Raw genomic sequence first — 20,294 nt, 5'->3', positions numbered from 1 at the left:
GGTTTCCACTCGCTGTGTTCCAACTCCATACCGCCCTCCAAGAACTTACTCACCACGCTCTTAGTTTCTTTTGTTTTAATTAATTGGAGCATGGTTTGGGTAGACATAACTCCTTTGAAATGGACTGCCTCTTCACCGTCATAAATCGGTTCCTCAACGAGCTGCGGGAGTGAATCAGCATCATCGGTATCAATTTTTCGGTCTTGCGGCCAATCCGCTTCTTGCCTTCAGGGTGCATGACGGATAACAATAATCGTAGATAAGCCGTTGTAATGCGTTGGAGCAGATCGGACTTCATCGGTTGTTGTTCGAAACCAAGACCATGTATCAAACCACGATGAAGCAGCGTAATGCCGACTAACGCCTTCACCTCTCTGAACTCCGGCTGACTTGCGAATGCCTCGCTGATCTGCTGCATGGATTTCCGTGTAAGCCGGGCCGCCACGAGCGCCGCGCGGTCTGAGTCTTCGGATTTGATCAGCGTCAGAATCGTTTCATTATTGAGATGGAGTTCCCCGACCAGATCGCCTTTATCGATGATGGTGGAGTCCGCACAGACGATGCTCTCCCCTCGGTGTTTCTTAATCATGACTTTGCAAATTCCAAAGTGCGATGTATGCGAGCCGCGAAAGCGTGAAATCCACTCGAACCCTCTTTCCCACACCATCCAGGCCGCCTGCATTGAAGATTTGCGTAAACGAAGAAACATTGATCCAACCATCCCTCATTCTTATTTTAATTGACAAATTTTATTGAAATTGTCAAACTGAAATGATATTTCTATGTGAATCTTGTCGATATTGGCAGCTTTATCGATAGCTTGATAAGTTGCCGTCTGACCCTCTGCGTGGACAGTTCCATCAGCCAGTGTACCCGCCAATATAGCTATCAAAGTAAGTGCTACTCCTTTTCGAATGGTGAATGATTTCATAACGCAATCGCTCCAATATTTTAGAATGTTGTTCTGCTTTACCCCTTCACCTTATCTCCAATATTGTTAAATCGAACAGTGATAAAACCGCCAAGCTTTTGATGACATCGTACTTGGTCCTGTCACATATACCGCATGACAAACTGTAAATTGTCTTATATGACGTGCTTGCTAGGCTACGTTTTAACCGCTGTTAGCCCACCCTCTTTCGCTTGGCGGATTGGGAAGTTATATTGCATGATAGGTCTGAATCATTCGAAAATTGATTTGCAAAAAAATATAAAAAGGTGTGCGTAATTCGTGTTCTCGATAATGAAAAAAAGGTTCTGGTATGATTGGATACTTGTAGCCATACGCACGCTTTGGCTAGTCATTATCGCGAGCGCTGGTTTTGTAGATCCGTCATTGACCGTTGTGTCGCTTTGGGTTGTACTTTCTCTTGCTTTCGTCGTTTATCTCGTTCCATTAATCATCCTCTATAGGAAAGAAGACTGGTATCTCACAATCGAAGTCACAGTAATGGGCTTTTTTATCTTTATTTAGCCTACGCAGCCCCGGGATTGCTTTGGTCTTTTGTTTTACTCACGATAGCTATCGGCTTGACGAGCAGTCGAAGAACCTATGTGTGGACAGGTATCCTTAGCGGAATCGTATTCCGGTATTGAACGGTTGGATTGCTAATCGTCTCCCGTATGAGTTTATCGCTAGCTGATCTATACCGACAGATTGAGTTAAATTTTGGATTTAACATGCTGATTTTAACGTCGTTGATACAGCCGGGGACGGGCGCGAAGCATTAGAACATTGTGATCCCTCCCAACCAGATATCGTGCAATGGATATTCGTATGCAGGGAATGGATGGGATTGAAGCTTTACTTGAGATGAAACAACGCTGGCCTAATATGAAGGTTTATTCATGACAACATTTAAGGATTTCTTGCAGGCAGCGACTGCATTGGAACGCGGGGAAGAAGGCTACATGCTGAAGTCGATTCATTCGCGGGAGATGAAGGAAGCCTTGAAACTTATTTATAATGGAGGAACCTGGATCGACCAATCAGTCGCTACGCGAGTTTTCGAAGAGATGAAGTGTCAACGTGAGCAGTTGGAGAAAATCGGTTCAAGTCAGGGAAACTACCGTACGGGCTTACAAAACGCGAAATGGAGATTCTGAAGCATCTGTCGAGCGGGACTGAGCTACAAATCGATCGCCGTCAAGATATTTTTATCGGAGGGAACGATCCGCAATTACTGCTCGATTCTCTACTCGAAACTCGGCGTCAACAACCGCGAAGAAGCAATAGAAATGGCGCGAATGAAGAATATCGTGTAGCTGATGAATTTCCCGATGGTACTCACGATATAGGGGTCACATTCAGTTTTTGCTTCTTGTGCTTCCTGACTCCCTTGCTCTTCGACTTCTATGACTCGGCGGTAAAGAATCTGTTGGCGGGAGTTAACCATAGCAGAAACCGACATCCGCCCTCAAATAAAGGGCACGATGTCGGCTTTAAACTTAACGACCAAACTCCTTATCGATTATTTTATTGTGAGCCAGCTCCACTTCCTGGGCTACCGAGTTGATGCACGTTACCAAAATATGCTGCCCGCCTAAAGATCCGAAGGCTCTCGATTCAAATCCGAAAGTACCGCCGGCATGCCCCCAGTATGATTGCCCGTCAGCTGTTTTTATTTCATAAATCCCTAGTCCGACTTTACCTATAGGTGAATCTACTGTCGTGAACATCTGGTCCATTATCTCTTGATTTAGAAGCTTTCCGCCCAACAGCGAACTAAAGAAGGTGGTCAAATCTTTAGTTGTTGAGACTATATCTCCGGCTGCATTTGCCCATGATTGACTCATTTCTGTTAAATCATACAAATGACCCGATCTGTCCATATTATATCCTGTGGCATGCTTACCTGGAATATTGTGACTATTTTCCATTACAAATGTCCCTGTCATGCCGAGCGGTTCGATCAACCGTTTCCTGATCTGCTCCGCATACGTATCTCCTGTTACCTTCTGAATAATTTGACCGGCTAGTATAGTATTCATGTTCGAATAGTTCCAGCCCTTCCCTGGCGCATATACAGGCGGCTTCGCTAGTCCCATGCTGATAAGCTCGTCGGACGAATAGTAACGGAATGGATTTTGAGGCAAGGTAATATCTCGAAAATCAAGATCAGTATAGCTCGCGAGCCCGCTTGTATGGTTCAATAGCTGACGAATCGTAATTTTGTTGCCGTCATACCCATTACCCTTTATGACCCCTGGCAGCCATTTTTCGACCGAATCATCCAGGTTCAACTTTTTCTCCTGAGCCAACTGCAATACAACGGTAGCAGTGAATGTCTTCGTGATGCTTCCAATACGGAATGAAAAATCCGGCTCCACCGGGCGTGGTACTTCGAAACTGGCTGTACCCGTAGCGTAGGACCAGCGTTCCCCATCCTGTAGCCCGCCTGCCACGACACTTGGAACTCTTTTGTTAGTAACTACTTGATCCATGACGCGTTTGACTTCTTCCCGATGCTTTCTTTTCTTTTCTTTCTCGTTGAGTTCTTTTTTGGATTCTTTTGCGAACTCCGACGATAAAATATTGTCGGTGTTGGCAGCTTTATCAATAGCTTGATAAGTTGCCGTCTGACCCTCTGCGTGGACAGTTCCATCAGCCAGTGTACCCGCCAATATAGCTATCAAAGTAAGTGCTACTCCTTTTCGAATGGTGAATGATTTCATAACGCAATCGCTCCAATATTTTAGAATGTTGTTCTGCTTTACCCCCTCACCTTATCTCCAATATTGTTAAATCGAACAGTGATAAAACCGCCAAGCTTTTGATGACATCGTACTTGGACCTGTCACATATACCGCATGACAAACTGTAAACTGTCTTATATGACGTGCTTGCTGAGCTACGTTCTAACCGCTGTTAGCCCACCCTCTTTCGCTTGGCGGATTGAGAAGTTATATTGCATGATAGGTCTGAATCATTCGAAAATTCATTTGCAAAAAATATAAGAAGGTGTGCGTAATTCGTGTTCTCGATAATGAAAAAAAGAAATGAGATTGGCAGGAGTTCCAGTAAGAGAGGTTATGAAGCAGTTGGGAATACGGAATAAGACACAGAAAAAAACATGGATGAGGCGGTATCGAAAAGGGGAAGTGCATCGTCTGAAGCAGTAATTGGACCTGCTAAAAAAGTACAAGGAAGTGGAAAGGTGGAACCAGAAGTCGTCGTTGCCTGGATTGAATCCATTCGAGACGAAGTGACAGTGTCTGAGGCTTGTACATGGCTCGGGATCGCAAGGAGCGACCTACTACCGCTGGAAGCAGCCGTGGAGACAGAGCACACAGAAGCTGTGGCGGAGAAAATCAGTGAGCTTTGCATCCGTCATAAATTTCGGTATGGTACCGGAAAACCGCACTCCTTCGGGCAGAGCAAAAAATGAATCACAAACGGGTTCAGCGGATGATGCAGCGTGATGGACTACAGTGCCGCGTGAGGATGAAGAAACGAAAGGTCACTGGGCAGCCCGCTCATCCAGCAGAAAATCTACTAAAGCGGCAATTCCATGCCGAAGCGCCCCTGCAAAAGCTCGTCACGGACATCACCTATTTGAATACGTTGAATCAACTTCCAAAACTGACAAAAATGCTGCTTCATAGCGACCAGGGAAGCGTATATCCGTCACACCGCTTATCAAGCAGCAGTAATGAGAAAAGGCATGACCATGAGCATGTTCCGTAAAGGAACGCCCGCTGATCATGCCCCCATCGAATCGTTTCATTCCACCTTAAAATCTGAAACGTTCTACCTTGAAGATCTCATCTATACAACGACTGGAATCGTTGAATAGACCGTTCGAGACCACATCACCCTTTATAACTCAATTCGGATTCAAACGAAACTAAATAACCAGTCGCCCGTAGATTTCCGACGACTGGCTGCCTAAACTTGAAAGGTGTTTTGATCCCTGTCTCACAAACAGGGGTTAGTCCCAAGGTGCATCAAGACGTTTTTTATATGGATTATGATAACACACTTGAATCTTTCATTGGCCTTGTAGCTTATGCTGCGCATGCCTAATGGAAGTAAAGTTAAATGCTCGTACTCCCTTGCTATCATACACAATAATCTCTTTATTCAAATACGGGTGTAGACCATTAAAATATCCGGGCATAATCAGTCTGCGCATAAAAAGGTTTTTACCCAGCAGACGGGGTGAATTGGTCGCTACAACAAGCATCTGCTGGGTTGCTGACCATGGGCTAGGCTGAATATATGACAAACAGTACTCGCCTGTCGTAAAATCGTCACCCCATGTATACCCGTCCTCGGTACATGCAATTTGAAGATGCGCTTGATACTTCTGAAGCAACTCATGTCTGGACAAATCCGAAGTGATACAAATCACGTTGCTTTCAGCTAGCTCTTTCTCTGAAATATCATTAGAAGACACCACCGGATAATGAACACCGATATACGGATTCCAAGTCGCTGTTCGTGGGCTAGCCAAGGCGTTCGCCGTCCGTCTCACCGCCTGCTCCTCCTCCGGTGTAGCATAGCTGGATGGAAGGACAATGTGAAGTCGATCCATATAAACGTCAAGTACACCCATACCATGACTAGCACCATTTCTTCCCACGCTTTGCAAACCCGCAATACTCTTAGCTGCATCCGCATTTTTGGTGGAGTCCTCACTGCTCCCTCCCTCCCGTTCAGCAATCAAACGGTATTCGGGTGAGGGGCGTTTGTGCGAGTGTGTTTTAACAAAGCGAAAGCGGCTGTATTCTCGTAAATCCAACATGAAAATGCGGGCTCCAATACGAACCTGAGCGAGTTCAAAGGACATGTCCTCTTGCGAGAGATGAATCACAAATTCTTCTGCGTGAACAGCCTCAATATCCAATTCACCAGTGGAGCTCATTTCGCCATACAACTCCGCATATTCCTCGTTTTCATCCATGCGCGTCAGTTCCAGCCAGTAAGCTCGATTATGTCTGCCACGTTCCGTCCGATAGGCAATACGCTGAGGCACGACATCTCTTTTCCATTGCATAAGCCAACCCAGTATGCCGTCCAAAAGTCTTAACTCATGCGTATCCCAATGATTAGACTGCCGCTCTATCACACCTTTAAAATGGTTCGATGAAAGCTCTGTTACAGGAGCTGTGTATGCTTGGGCAAATAAATAATCCTGGTCACCACATACATCTAATATTGGCATATTGATCAAATTTTTCAGATGCTTGGGATGTGGCGTCCCTGAGATTACTGCAATAGCTGCAAACCGAGAAGGATAAGCCTGTGCCATCGCCCAGGCAGCATATGCGCCATTCGAGTAACCCGTCAGATAGATACGTTCTTCGTCCACTCGGTACGCTTGCAGTATGACATCTAGTCCCTCCAAAAAAGCTGCTTCTCCAATATAACTGCCCAGCGTAACGCCACGACACGAAAAAGTAACAAATATAGCTTCGTCTTCCCAGCCCTGCCCAAAACCTCTATTCTGAAAATCTGGTAGCCCCAGCTCATATCGCTTGCCAGGCATTAGAACGATCAGAGGATACCGTCGCTCAGCCGTGTAGTTGCTGGGAAGCTGGATTGTATACCGTTGTAAACTATTGTCCAAACGGGAGACAAAAAAACCTTCGCCAATGCCGTCAGCCGTCAAAAAAATATGTTCTTTCTGGAGCAGCGATGGGTGCTGTGACTGTTCGGTATGTCCATGCATAAAAATTTGTTTTAATAGCTTGATATATTCACGCACCACCCGTGAATCCCAAATTTCAAAAGGATCTTCCGGCAAATCCGTTAATCGTTTTAATTCCTCAAGCAGGCCCTCTATTTGTATTTTCTGCGCAGAATGAAGAACATCTTTGGCGCAGGCTTGAATGAAATGATCATACTCTTCCTGTAAGCACTCCACGACGACTGACAAAGGCCGCACAAGTACCGAATACACAAAATGATGTTCTACGGCCTCATGATCCCGATATGTAACGGTGAAGTGCAGCATTCCCGTCTTCCTGGCCTTCTCCTCATCCCAGGCGTAGCTTTGCTCCTGCTCCCAATGGGCTGTAAACCGATCCAGCTTCATACCCTCATCATTCGTTACCTCGACCCATAACGTTTGATCTGAGGGAAGAAGTATCCGATCCTTACGCAGCAAGTAAAATAGGATCGGGCTGTTTTCTCCTTCCCTGCCAGCACTTTGCTCAACTTCTAACCAAGCCATATGATTACGTATATTACGCTCTACGAATTCACGATGCAGTTCTATCACATCTGGTTCATCGCATACCTGATTTCCACTGATACGAATAGAACGAGCCTCATCAGGAATAAACGCAGCAATGATAACGACCGTGTGGTCACCTTCCTCCAGATATAAGCGAAAGGGTCCAGATTCTGCATATACCAATGTTCCATCTATCCAAATTTGTCCAGTTCCTTCAAACGGTCTGAAAATCACTTCCTGTGCTGTCATACAACGTAGATTTGAAACCAGCAAAAGTCTTTCTTGTTCAGCCAAAGGCGGAAAAACACCTAGATTCAGTTCAGAGGTCCGGGGATCAAGCTCGGTCAATAACCGGCATGCTGCCCTTCCCCCTGCTGAAAGCTCAATTCCATCTTCACTACAAGCCTTTTCCAAATTCCATTCCTCATGCGTAAAATGACTAGACCATTCCCTGCCCACACCACAATTTTCCGGAAGCTCGACTGGACCGACTGCATAAGCAGACGCCAGACGTACCGGATGATCCAACAGCACAGTAGTTGCCTTTTCCAGATGTGTGAACCTCATAACATTCCCCCTCCAGGTTTTTGTTTCCTCAGAGACGTAGCCGCGTTATATTCGGTTTAACCTTCAAATGAACTATATAAAACTATTCGTTGTCACCTCTATGTACTCCTTTGTGCTTTCCAAAAAAGAAGCTATTCTCACAACAAAAAAAGAGGCAGCTTCTGCCACCTCTCTGGATCATTATGCTTATTTTCTTACAATGCTGATTGCAAGTCTTCGATCAAATCCTCCAGATCTTCAATCCCAACCGAAATCCGTACCAAGCCCTCGGTAATACCTAGCTCTGCGCGACGTTCTGCGGGAATGGAGGCATGCGTCATACGTGCCGGAACGCTAATCAGACTTTCAACCGCTCCCAGGCTCTCAGCCAGTGTAAAATACTGCACTTTTTTCAGGAGGGCAACCGCGTTGGCATCGCTACCTACATCAAACGAAATGATGCCGCCAAAGCCTTCAGCTTGAGTTTTGGACAGCTCGTGCTGTGCATGGCTTTCCAACCCAGGGTAGTACACCTTACTAACCTTCGGATGCTTTTCCAAAAAGGCTGCAATTTCCTTTGCATTTTTCTCGATTGCTTCCATACGCAGACCCAAGGTTTTGATACCGCGGATCAATAACCAGGAATCCTGCGGGCCGAGAATACCGCCAATGGCGTTTTGTAGAAAATGAAGCTGCTCGCCCAGCTCTTCACTGTTGACTACAGCCAAACCGGCTACAACATCGCTGTGTCCACCCAAATATTTGGTTGCCGAGTGAACGACGATATCAGCCCCGAGTGTAATTGGCGTCTGCCAGTAAGGGGTAGCAAATGTATTGTCCACAATCAATAAAAGCTCATGCTTTTTCACCAGCTCTGAAACCGCGCGAATATCAGTAACTTTCAACAGCGGGTTGGTTGGTGTTTCGACATACAATGCCTTCGTATTGGGACGGATTGCTTGGGAAATAGCCTCCAGATCAGTTGTATCCACAAATGTGGACTCAATCCCGATCCGACTAAGCACCTTGCTTACAATACGATAAGTGCCCCCGTATACATCATCGGTTAACAAAATATGATCCCCTGCTTTAAACAAGGAAAATACTGCATGAATCGCTGCCATACCGGAACCGAAAGCAAAACCACGTTTGCCTTCCTCCAGTTCCTTGATCAGCTCTTCCAGTGCAAACCGAGTCGGGTTGCCTGTACGCGAATATTCGTATCCCTTATGAACGCCGATTTCCTCTTGCTCATAAGTACTTACCTGATAAATAGGAACGTTAACCGCACCAGTATGAGGATCGGTAGGGAGTCCACCGTGAATCAGTTTTGTTTTGCGTCTCATTTTAAATCCCGCCTTCATATATTTTTTTGCTCAGATAACGTTCACTGCTATCTGGGAAAATGGTGACAATATGTGCACCATCCGGTGCGCTCTCTGCTTCCAGTAAAGCAGCGTGCAGGGCTGAACCGGAGGAACTGCCGACGAGAATACCCTCACGTTCCGCCAGTTCCTTGACGCGGTTGAATGCGTCCACATCGCTAATGGTATGAATGGCATTAAAAAAGCCTTTGTCCACAAACTCAGGGATTAATTCCATGCCGATCCCTTCTGTTTTATGAGGGCCTGACTCGCCACCATTCAGAATGGACCCTTCAGGCTCTACGATGACCGTTTTAATGGCTGCATTCTGCTCCTTAAGATAACGCGAGGTTCCCATAAATGTGCCCCCCGAGCCTGCTCCTGCCACAAATACGTCCACTTTTCCGTCCAGATCTTTCCAAATTTCAGGTCCCATTGTCGTATAATAAGCCTCTGGATTATCAGGATTGCTAAATTGCTGTGGCAAGTATGCGTCTTTGATTTCAGCAGCCAATTGCTTTGTTTTTTCAATGGCTCCCTTCATCCCCTCACTTGTCGGGGTATGAACGATGCGTGCTCCCAATGCCTTCATCAGGTCCTGCTTCTCCTGGCTGAACTTCTCAGGCACAGCAAAAATAACCGAGATATCATAATGAAGCGCGGCCATCGCAAGACCAATACCTGCATTGCCTGCTGTTGCTTCTATTAAAGTCCCGCCCGGCTTCAACTGGCCTGTCTTTAACGCTTTTTCAATTAGAGCCTTTCCCACCCGGTCCTTCACGCTGCCGCCGGGATTCATAAACTCCAGCTTGGCGAACAGGCGAATTCCTCTGGATAGAGAATAGCTATTCAGCTCCACTAATGGCGTGCGCCCTATGAGTTCAAGGGTATTGCGATATACATTCATAATTTCAAGCTCCTTTTAATGGCGAATCCAAAATAAACCAACGGTCAAAAATTAGCGCCCATTGTCGGAGAAATTCGCTGTCTTCTCCAAAAACATAGTAATGCGGTAAGTATTGATGCAATAAGATTTTATGTGTATTTGAAGCTTTTGTCAAATGGACCAGTCACAACACCCACACCCTTGATATCCTGCCTCGATATGATGGAGAATAATCTCTCAAAATTCCCTTTTCTAACATAGGAGGATGCTAGCTATGGGTAAGCAATGCTTAAAGATAGCTGCCGTATATTTTGCCCTCGGTGCGCTGCTCAGTGCAATCATTGGCGTGTCGGGTGATTATAGCCTGTCCCCTATTCAGTCTCATATCCATTTCCTGGGTTGGACGACTCTTGGGATCATAGGTCTAATCTATGTGGCCTTTCCTGCACTTTCAGTTACGATTTTGGCACGTATCCATTTTTGGATACATAACATCAGTCTGCCAATGTTGATATTGGCGATTATAGGTAAAAATTACGCGATTGCAGAGGCTGGAGTGTGGGTCGTCATAGGATGGGTGTTACTCGCGGCGGGTATTATGCTGTTTATGGTGAATATGTGGGACAGACTGCGTTAGAGCACATAGGTTCACTTCACTGGTCATAGAAAAAAGGAGCCTGGTCATTGCCAAGGCTCCTTGATGTCCTCATTATAGGTTGCAATATATAGCTGTGCTAGCTATGTGCCCTTACTGTTAATTTACTGCTCCATCCTGTACATGTTCTTTACAGAAGTTTTCAACTGCTTGCAGCTCATCCTCTTCAAGTTCAAGCTCGATGTAACGATCCGTTGCTTTTTCAAATAATTCATACTTCAGCAGTCCTGTCTTTCCTTCGTCTACTAAATAAAGAGCACGGATATATATTCCGTTTTCAGTGTATAGCTCGTCGTCTTCCTCTACCTCTATCTCAATGATAAATTCATAACGCTGTCCACTCAAAATACCAAAAGCATCTTTAATTTGATCTACTGTATATGCTGTAAAATTCAACATGTTTTTATTCCCTCCGGTTTTCCTTCAATTACGGTGCATTCTACGCCCGCAGGCAGTAGTTGTTCAACTTGTGTGCGTACTTCTGGACGATTCAAATCGTGACCCATGATCGAGATCCAGCCCTGATCATTACGCGAGCGGATTAAACGCCCTATGCCCTGTCGGAGCCTAAGTGCCATGTGAGGCATATCTATCTCATTGAACGGATCTGCTGCATCCTTGCGCAAAGCCGTAAAAACCGGATCGTTCGGAGGAAATGGCAGCGACCAGATGATAACATGTGACAGGGATGGTCCAGGGATATCCAATCCTTCCCATAATGTAACAGCGCACAACACACTCTCCTCATCATTCTGAAAAGCGGAGATCAGATGGCTGATTTCAGCCGAACCTTCATACAGAAAACGATAGGCAGATGCCTCTGGGTAAGCAGCGAGTCCCCTTTGGAAGGCAGTCAGTTCCTCCTGAGAAGGAAACAGGATAAGCGCTCTTCCCTGCGATTTCTTCAGTAGCGTCAGCGCTCTCTGGATTGGATTATGTCCCGCTTGCAGCGGGTACAATGCAGCTTGCATCTGATCACTGTAGTCATAAGGTGAAGCGACGGAAAACGTTAACGGGTTTTCGATACCCAGACTCTGCGCCATATAGTCAAATGAACCCTCCACGGAAAGTGTAGCCGAAGAGAATACGATTGGAATATGCTGCGCAAATACTCGTTCTTTGAGAATCTCTTTTACCATCTTCGGCATAACCACAAGCGTTAATCCATCCTGGTCCTCCGTCACCCACGAGATGAGAAGTTCAGGACGCTTAAACAAAGCCAAAGCAGTTTGAATCATTTCCAAATGTTCTTCTACAATTTTGACTTGATACTCATCCAGAGAGAATAACCCGCTTTCAAACACAAGCTCTTCCTCGATCGTGCCGATCAGTTCACCAAAACGGTTCACCTCTCGAATCAACGATTCATTCAGGATAAACTCCTTGCGATTAGACCCCTGTACTGGCTGACTGTTCTTATTGAGCGCGGCGAACAATGCCTCGCTTTGGGAGATTGCATCTTCGATCGTCATAGCCAGAGATTCCCGCACTTCCCCCTCTAGCAGTCGGGTAATAATAGACTCAAATTGAGTGTGCTTAAGCTTGTAAGTAAGCGCATTTTGTGCTGCTGTCTCCAGCAAATGCCCTTCATCAAAAACAACAGAGCTGTGCTCTGGCAGCAACGGCAGCTGACCCTCGCGCTTTCTCGCTTCGTAGGTCCATACATGCTCCATGTAAAAGTCGTGAGAGCAGATGACCAGATCTGCCGCTTTGCGGTAATGATCACGAGACAACGTCTGTCCGCAACGATGGCGCTGATGACAAACGAGACAGTCTTGAAATACATCCCATCCCAGTCTGCTCCACTGTCCATCTGTTAGCTCGGGATACTCTTTCCGGTTCCCGTATGGAGTGAAGGACTGTAACGTATCTGGAAAATGAACAAAATCAGGCAGACCCTGATAAATATCGCGGAAAACATCTGCGTCCTCATCCAGTCCGCTTCGCCCCTCATCCAGCTTGTTCAGGCAAATATATTGATCCGGTGACTTCCCCAATCGAGCATCAATCGTCAAGCTTAAGTGCCGTGCCAGCTTGGCGATATCTCCTTCTGGCTTCACCAGTTGTTCAATCAATGATTCATCCGCACAGGCGATAATCGCCGGTTTTCTCATGTATCTGGCATATGCAATAGCGTACAGCAGGTATACCAGCGTTTTGCCAGTGCCTACACCTGCTTCTGCAAAAATGGTCTTTTTTTCCTTATAGGCACGTTCCAACTGGAATGCCATATAAATTTGTTCATCCCGAACCTCAAAGCCGACTTCAGGCAAAACTTCATAAAATACATCTGCAATCCAGTCACTTGCCTGCTCAATAAACGGCTTGGACGGATCAAAGGCAAAAGGGTAAGTAGTCAATCGGGCTGTGCCTCCAATTCGTTCATAATGTGCATCCTTTCATTATAACGCAAAACAAGCTAAAAAGAACATGTAAACTGTAAGAATAACTTACATTTTTTATTTTTCATGAAATTCTATAAAAGATAGGACGTCGAGGGGTTTGTTTGTGAGGACGTTACACTGCCATAATGAAAAAACAAAGAAACCAGCAAATGCTTTCAGGCACTGGCTGGTTCCTTGTTTACTTTTGCTTCATCAAATCTGGAATTTGTTCCAGCAATCGTTCTCTCGTAATGGCATCATCAAAATTCCACGAGCTGTCAAGCGTATATACCCGTTTATTCTGAACAGCAGGAATTGTTTTCCACACTTCACTACTCATCAGGTTTCTGGTCGTTGCAATTGTTTCTTCACTCTGATCCGACAGAATAAAGAGTTCATCCCCGATAAATGAAGGAAGTACCTCGTTAGAAATGGTAGCAAAGCGCTCTTTTTTATCAATCAAGTCTGTCTGTACCTTGGAAGCTGGTATAAAACCGAGCATATCATACAACGACACGGATATACCCTGATGTCCCATAACATACAGGTTATCCCCCATAACTAACAGCACTGTTGCTGTCTCTCCCGGATTAATATCAACATCCAGCTTGGCCTTCATTTGTTTGGCCTTCTCGTCATATAAGGTTTTAAACTGATCTGCCTCTTTAGTTTTTCCAAGAAGTTTACCTAGCTCCTGCATACGTTCAAAAGTTGCCAATTCGGAATTAAGAACCACGGTAGGTGCAATTTTAGCTAACGTATCAATCGTCTTTACATCCCAATTATCAAAAAGAATAAGGTCTGGTTTCAGCATCGTCAGCTTTTCCAGATTCACCGGGTAGCCTATATCGATAATATCCTTGGTAAGGTCTGCGTACACTATTTGTGACTGAATGACACTCAGACTCGCACCTGCTGGACGTACACCCAAGGCAAGCAAATCCCCTGGATCACTGCCTACATAAACAATTTTCTGCGGATTTACCGGAATCGTGACTTTACGTTTTTGAAAGTCTGTATATTCCCGGGTGGTCGGCGTTGTAGATGCCGTTTCCTTTTGCTCCGTGCTGTTTGTAGCCTGTCCTGCCGTAAGGGAAGTTTGGGCATCATTTTCTTGTGAGCTACAAGCTGAAAATACAATGGCTATAATGAGCATTACACTCGTCAGCACGGGGAATCGAGGCGATATTTTTATATGTTGCATATGATGTATCCTCCAAGTTATGTAGTTTCATAGAAAATGATAATCATTATCATTTAATTTATATTACATAATAGTCCCATCATCTGCAACGGCGATTTCCTTAATTCATTCTATTAGAAGCTACTGGAGGTAGGGACGATTGCTGCTCATGTCGCTGCAACTCTTTTTTATTTACAACTAAGGTGCTGGCACAAAGATCGTGGACTCCCTGTTTTTTCGCAGTAAAAGCGACCACAATGTAAATAAGACGTAAAATCACAAAAGAAATGGCTTTAATCCAATAACGCCCTGAGGCATGTAAGAATCCAAGACGCTTTCCTTCCTTATCTACAACAACTAAAGAGAACACGAGCTTACCTGGTGTTGCTCTTACCTTCGACGACTCCCATAATACACAGTACAGCCATGGCACCATGAGCCAAAAGATTAGCGGCCACCACATAAGCAGTACTTGTATGAACACCGTCTCCTTTATACCCAAAATATCTGGGATGATGTAAATTGCTCCCCCTATTGAAAGGATTATGGCAGTAAGGATGATCAGATCAATCACAAACGCTGCCGTTCTCACCCAAAATCCTCCGTAAATCTTTCTTACACTATCACTTGTTACTGTCATAATGATGCATAACTCCTTTGCATTCGTTAAAATCCATTTTATCCCTTTACCCAAAGAGATATCATAGGTTCACTTCCCTAATTTGTCAATTTAAGAAGAAACGCCATATACAAGTGAAAAGACCTATTTCCATGCATTAAAATGGACATTTTTATAGGATTTAAGAGCTTATATACCGTGATTTCACTCTGATTAGGCACGAAATAAGCGCTGCTACAGTCTCTTATCTACCTACACGTAGTACTTTGGCATCGAATTAAAATCAGCCTTTTCACGCATAAAAAACAGCGTATGTGTAAATGAGTTTACACATACGCTGCCTCACTAGTTATTATATCGATTTGACAAGCAACAACTCAGCTCGAATGAGCTTGTTCCTGACCATCTTACTCACTATATTTTTTGCCCTCCACACTAAACAAACCTTCCTCACCACGCAGCTTTGCCAATGCTTCGACAAAGAAATAATCGCCGTAGATGATGGGCACATTGATGTGTTTTTGCTCAGGATAATGTACGGTTCCGTTCATCAGCAATCCCTCATGTTCTTCGCCCCACGCCGTACACGTGTGATGTAAGCCCTGGAGGATGGACTCTGCAGCTTTGGTAAATGGCTCAGCACGTGTCGAATATTTTGCCAGTTCCAGCAAACCACTGGCGGCAATGGCCGCTGCCGACGAATCCCATGCTTGGCAGTGCCCTTCTACTGCTCTAAAGTCCCATACTGGCAGACAAGCATCGCCCAACTGGGACAGGAAAAAGTCAGCCGTGTTCTCGGCCACCTTTAAATAACGCGGATCGCGTGTGTATCCATACGAAAGCGTAAAACCGTACAAAGCCCAAGACGTGCCACGTGCCCAGGCGGAACCGGGAGCAAATCCCTGTCCGCCATGCTCAGCGACCTTTTTTCCAATCTCCGGATCGAACTCAACCACATGCGCAATGGAGCCGTCCGAACGAACGAACTCACGTGCCACGGTATCTGCATGCTGGACAGCGAGAGCCGCAAAGCGTGGATCTCCACTTTCCTCCGAGGCCCAATAGAGCAAGGGTAAATTCATCATACTGTCTATAATCGCAACACCCCGTGTATCCATATCCTTCGAGTGGAAGTTCCACGCGCGAATAAAGCGGCCATTTACGTTAAAACGGGCAGCCAGCAAATTAGCAGCCAATAACCCCCGTCTTCTGGACTCTGAATCTCCAGTCAACCGATGGGCGGCAACACCGCTGAGCAGCCAAATAAAACCGAGATCATGGTCTACAGCTTCGCTATTATAGAGTATTTTTTCCAACCGGGCCTCACACCGTTGTGCAATTTTGGCAGACTCCCAATCAGGACGTGCCCGATGGGCCAGCCATAGCAGTCCCGGATAAAAGCCTGCTGTCCACCACGCTTCCTCACGATTATCATAACGCCCACCCTCTGCAACATGTGGAAAGGCGTCCCCCAGTCTTGCCGCCAAGGCAAGCGTTTTATCCAATGCCAGCTCCCACGATTGCTCCAGCCACGCTTCTGATTTTGTCATTCCTTTTTCCCTCTCCCTTTCCACATGATTGAAGATAACTATGGCTCCCGAACTATCTATTCAGGTAACCGAATGATAAAGGAAATGCGACTGCCGCCACACTCTAGACGCGCTCCCTTAAGTAAACCATTTCGGCAGGCTACGGCAGTCAATTCATCCGGCCATACGACGTTTGTTCCTTCCGTCGTGGGAATGACTTCAAGACTTGCGCCTGCGTATTCTACACGAATGCTTTCGGTTTCTTCCCCGGCTGCCATCACATGATGAATCACACTTCGTTCCCGACCGTCATACGCTATCAATGGAATAAGTGCCCCCACATTCTGAATATTGCCCTGAAGCTCATACGACACTTCAATTTTGCCGGGCACCTGACGATAATGCGTTCGGATTTCCCTAACCCCCGGGAATGGACCTTCCCACAGCAGAGTGAAATCTGTCTCTCCATCAGACGCTGAGCTGCGCTCCATCTGTACGTTTCCTCCGCCATCCTGCGGATCAATCCCTCCATCACGATCGAATTCCAATGTACCGGGGATTCCTTCTGACAAGCTGTGCCATTTTCCGTCTTCGGTTTGCCAGGCTGGTGTATAGCTCAGCGGGAAAATATCTCCCTCCGCGAAACCCGTAAAGCCGCGATCTGCGTGTCCTGCTGAGGATGGGCCGATCAGAGACGGCAGCGCAGAACGTTGAATACGTACGATGCCCGGAATATTGTACGGATCGTTGATTGAGGTCTGAACAAGCATTTGCTGCCCGTCTACAGCTGCAATGACGGTCTGAAACCAGCCGTCCGTTGCCAACACCCGACTGCCGATCTCCGCCGGGATGGAGGTCGGAGGAATACGATCAATCTCCTTCCCATGTAGGAGGGTATGGGCCAGCACCGCTGCCGTCCACAGACTGTAGCAGGTATGATTCGAGTACACCTCAAAGCCATGGCGTGCCTCAGACGAATAATGGTTGCGAACGATATGCAGCTTGCCATCATCGGTCTGCCATCGGCTAATGGATTGCCAGCATAGATCTGCTGCCCGTCGAAATGCACCTGCAAGCCCATGCTCGCCTGCTGTATACGCCTGCTGAGCATGTGTTGTAAAAACAAAAGCCGCAGCCGCTTCGTTCCATTGGTGCTGCGCGCTTCTTCCACGCGGAGGAATTTCCCCATGTGGGGATAAAGTCAGCAATGAGCTAAGTGCTCCTCTGCGAAGGTAGTCACGCACTTCGAGAGCACAGCCGCCATTATATCCGCTCTCCAGCATCACGCCCAGATGAAACCGTGTGACAATATCGTAGGCGAATGGGCTATTGGGCCGATCCAGCGGACCATCTTGATACAGCCCCAAACCGGTAAAGCGAGGTAAATGGTAGTTGCGGATATACGTCTCCATCCACTCAGAATCGGCTGCAATCCCTTCAGTGGCACGCAAAAACTCGCCGGAAATCATGATCGCGTTCCAGTTGATCATCCGGTTTGGATTTTTCATTTTGCTCATCGTAAAAATGTAAGTCTGCTCAGGTTGAATCCTGCTCAACTGCTGCTTCCAAGCCGTGGCTTGCTCTGGCAGCAGATTTTTAAGGATACGATACGCCCCCATCATCATAATTGGAAAAAAGTCCGGGTGATGATCTGGCGCTTTTTCGTCCACTACACAGGCTATGCTATGCGTCAAGGCCGCAGCAGCAGATTCGAGTAAATCATGCCGGCCTTCTTTGACCAGCACAGCCGCAGCCAACGCATAGGATGGGGTGGAGTAATACCGTTCACTTTCAGAATGAGGGTCAATGATAGCTCCGTTTTCATCTTGATACAAGGCATATGCACGAACCAGCTTTTCCAGCACAGCCAGCTTACGCTCGTGTGTCCATCCATCATTTTCTCGGTTTGGTGCGCTTTCCACCTGTTGTATAAATCTCTCCAGTTCCGTCTGCCAAGGGTATACGCTGCCTGTTTGAAGCTTATTCATTCTGTATGCCTCCCATTCAACATGAAGATTGATGTATGGTAAAAAATAGTTTGCATTCGATACTTGTTGAGCCGCTCCAGCGATTGGAGTCCAGGTGCAGCGATGTCTTATAAAATACAAAGGGCACTCCGTCATGATCTATATGCTTCACGGCCTCCAGCCTCTGCCTCAGCACGCCAGCATCATAATTTAGCCTAACCACTGCATTCGTTCCCTTCCATTCCACGAAGCCTGCTCCTGTATTAGGCTGAATACGGCTGATCAAAAGCTCCTCCACATCCCACGGCTTCACGTTCATACCAGACGTTTCAAACTCAAAATGATCTGTGACAGTAAGCCTTGCTCCCTCGTTTCCCTCCAGTACACTCCAGGCAAAGGAACGGGTGAAAACTGCCATTTCATCAACAGCATAAGCAGATGTCAAGTCGAGCTTAAAGCTTGTGACTGTCTGTGCTCCCTCCTGCTCATCCATAGCAACATCCAGCACAACCGCCCTTGCCTTTGCTCCGGATTGCTGTGTGGTCCCATTGATGATAGGCACGGAATGGCCGCTGGAGGAAATATTGATAATCGACTCCCGTCCGGGCGAAAAATAGGCTTTCGTGTACAAGCCTGCTCCCAGATCACAGAGTAGATTTTCGCCGCCGCCATGAAGGACGAAATGTCCAAGATCATTATGATTGTGCGGCTCATTGTTATGCCCACCCTTGGCTGAAAAAGCAAGTACGGCATCTGAATGATCCTGCTGCCCCCCAGATCCATGATGACTAGATCTGAGGCTACGGCACATCAACCAGCCGAGTTGCGGCAAATAATCGATTACGGCTTCTCCGCATCCATACACCAAGGGGTTCGTCCAGACTAGGTTACGCAATACATGAGCCCAGCGGCGACACGGATCTTCCAACAAACCAGGTACGCGAAAAGGAAGTGTAGATGGGCGTCCTTGCAAAAAATTCACATAGGAGATGAGTCCGGAAGGTAACCGTTCAGTTTCACTACTATCTGAATAATTAGCGAAAATACCGTCCGACAAATGGATCCGTTCTGCGAAGGCTGCGATTTGCCTTACCTTTTCCGAGTTCAAAATATCCACAGCTCCCTCGGTAAACTCACGCAGCATATCGGCAAAATATATAAAGTACCCAAAGCCATACACCCAATAACCTACGCCTTCGGGACATCCCCCGTCCTCTCTGTAGCCTGCCAAAAAACAATCCAGTGCGCCCAGCATACGCTCGATGGCTACCGCTTTGGAAAAGTCGTCTTTTGCCAGCAGCAATGCAGCAATTCCGCAACCCGAAGCGCATACTGCCGACCAGTTATGCTCTGCCGTTTCCCAATCATAATGATGAGGCTGCCAAAAAACAGGTTCCAGTACACGGCGCTCAACCTCTTTGTACACCTGAACGACTACGTGATCAGCCAGCTTTTCTCCAAGCAGCAATAAAATTTCAACCAGCATTTGCGCTGTTTCGGACGCGAATAAATCCACCTGCTGCCAAGGCGGTGTTACAGTGTCCTCTTCGTTGACATGTGCAGGAAGCGCCCAAGTGTACTCGCTGCATATGTCCAGCAGTCCGCTTTCCACCTCTTTCATCTTCCGAGGCACCGGATCGGCAACAGCTGCCAGCACGATAGCAACTAGTCGTCCGCGCCGTTCGAAGTATACATCCTCATACGGCTTGCGCTCCCCTGTATTAGCAAATTGCCGGAACAGAGACAATGGTAGTTCAGGCCAAGGCGCTTCCCGAACATCATTGCAGATGCGTTCGATGTCCTTCCAAAGCTCGGCGAATGCCGGTTTATCGACAGTTGCCCGTAGCCTTTGGGTCCAATTGCTCCTTAACCGTTGTCTTGCTGAACCCTGCACTCCGCCAGCCAGCGCGTTGACGAGCCGCGAAGCAGGCCAAGCCTCCTTCAGAAGACTCATTCGCATTTCCTCCCCATGAGAAGCAT

At 46.7% G+C, this 20,294-nt stretch carries 13 protein-coding genes and 3 pseudogenes; 3 read left to right on the top strand and 13 right to left on the bottom strand.

The features are described from left to right. Positions 1–79: 79 nt before the first annotated feature. Positions 80–709: a YkoP family protein gene (locus tag MMB75_RS11775; protein ID WP_045243810.1), complete on the bottom strand. Its 630-nt coding sequence runs from the start codon at positions 707–709 to the stop codon at positions 80–82. Between the two features lie 21 nt (positions 710–730). Then, positions 731–931 carry a hypothetical protein gene (locus MMB75_RS11770; protein ID WP_045243811.1) on the bottom strand — a complete coding sequence of 67 codons (201 nt, stop codon included), beginning with the start codon at positions 929–931 and terminating at the stop codon, positions 731–733. A 300-nt stretch (positions 932–1,231) separates the two neighbouring features. Here MMB75_RS11770 and MMB75_RS26230 point away from each other — a divergent pair. After that, positions 1,232–2,265, top strand: a pseudogene (locus tag MMB75_RS26230) (response regulator transcription factor). Positions 2,266–2,448: 183 nt separating this feature from the next. On the opposite strand, the pseudogene MMB75_RS11760 reads toward MMB75_RS26230, so the two are convergent. Further along, positions 2,449–3,540: pseudogene (locus MMB75_RS11760) on the bottom strand (serine hydrolase domain-containing protein); the annotation flags it as partial. 767 nt (positions 3,541–4,307) lie between these two features. On the opposite strand from MMB75_RS11760, the pseudogene MMB75_RS11755 reads away from it, so the two are divergent. Then, positions 4,308–4,892, top strand: a pseudogene (locus MMB75_RS11755) (IS3 family transposase); the annotation flags it as partial. Between the two features lie 99 nt (positions 4,893–4,991). Here the strand turns inward: MMB75_RS11755 and MMB75_RS11750 are convergent. From MMB75_RS11750 to MMB75_RS11740, 3 genes are all read right to left on the bottom strand, one after another. Then, positions 4,992–7,748, bottom strand: coding sequence for a PHB depolymerase family esterase (locus tag MMB75_RS11750; protein WP_277507785.1), 2,757 nt, complete (start codon positions 7,746–7,748; stop codon positions 4,992–4,994). A gap of 194 nt (positions 7,749–7,942) precedes the next feature. Next, a complete protein-coding gene (locus MMB75_RS11745) occupies positions 7,943–9,073 on the bottom strand; it encodes a bifunctional cystathionine gamma-lyase/homocysteine desulfhydrase (RefSeq protein WP_016821133.1) in 1,131 nt (376 codons plus the stop codon). Between the two features lies 1 nt (position 9,074). After that, entirely contained in the window at positions 9,075–9,998 is a 924-nt protein-coding gene (locus tag MMB75_RS11740) for a PLP-dependent cysteine synthase family protein (RefSeq protein ID WP_277507783.1), read from the bottom strand. Positions 9,999–10,251: 253 nt separating this feature from the next. On the opposite strand from MMB75_RS11740, the gene MMB75_RS11735 reads away from it, so the two are divergent. After that, on the top strand, positions 10,252–10,614 hold the full coding sequence (locus tag MMB75_RS11735; RefSeq protein WP_277507782.1) for a hypothetical protein: 363 nt from the start codon (positions 10,252–10,254) through the stop codon (positions 10,612–10,614). Positions 10,615–10,731: 117 nt separating this feature from the next. Here the strand turns inward: MMB75_RS11735 and MMB75_RS11730 are convergent, their stop codons facing one another. The 7 genes from MMB75_RS11730 to MMB75_RS11700 all read right to left on the bottom strand — a co-directional run bounded on the left by MMB75_RS11730 (position 10,732) and on the right by MMB75_RS11700 (position 20,268). Next, positions 10,732–11,031, bottom strand: coding sequence for a DUF6509 family protein (locus MMB75_RS11730; RefSeq protein WP_019687094.1), 300 nt, complete (start codon positions 11,029–11,031; stop codon positions 10,732–10,734). Next, complete coding sequence (locus MMB75_RS11725; RefSeq protein ID WP_277507778.1) at positions 11,025–12,992, bottom strand: ATP-dependent DNA helicase; 1,968 nt, start codon at positions 12,990–12,992, stop codon at positions 11,025–11,027. The genes MMB75_RS11730 and MMB75_RS11725 overlap by 7 nt, the downstream gene beginning before the upstream one ends. Before the next feature lie 223 nt (positions 12,993–13,215). Continuing rightward, entirely contained in the window at positions 13,216–14,220 is a 1,005-nt protein-coding gene (locus MMB75_RS11720) for an ABC transporter substrate-binding protein (protein WP_277507775.1), read from the bottom strand. 100 nt (positions 14,221–14,320) lie between these two features. Further along, positions 14,321–14,839 carry an RDD family protein gene (locus MMB75_RS11715; protein WP_025364737.1) on the bottom strand — a complete coding sequence of 173 codons (519 nt, stop codon included), beginning with the start codon at positions 14,837–14,839 and terminating at the stop codon, positions 14,321–14,323. A 386-nt stretch (positions 14,840–15,225) separates the two neighbouring features. Continuing rightward, positions 15,226–16,368, bottom strand: a complete 1,143-nt coding sequence (locus MMB75_RS11710) for a glycoside hydrolase family 88 protein (protein WP_277507774.1) — start codon at positions 16,366–16,368, stop codon at positions 15,226–15,228. 56 nt (positions 16,369–16,424) lie between these two features. Beyond that, positions 16,425–18,335, bottom strand: coding sequence for a glycosyl hydrolase (locus MMB75_RS11705; RefSeq protein WP_277507772.1), 1,911 nt, complete (start codon positions 18,333–18,335; stop codon positions 16,425–16,427). Between the two features lie 16 nt (positions 18,336–18,351). Continuing rightward, entirely contained in the window at positions 18,352–20,268 is a 1,917-nt protein-coding gene (locus MMB75_RS11700; protein ID WP_277507771.1) for a heparinase II/III domain-containing protein, read from the bottom strand. Positions 20,269–20,294 lie beyond the last annotated feature (26 nt).

Origin of the sequence: Paenibacillus sp. P2(2022) (assembly GCF_029522175.1) — a bacterium.
Taxonomy (GTDB): domain Bacteria; phylum Bacillota; class Bacilli; order Paenibacillales; family Paenibacillaceae; genus Paenibacillus; species Paenibacillus polymyxa.
This window is presented reverse-complemented; position numbering and strand designations above follow the sequence as displayed.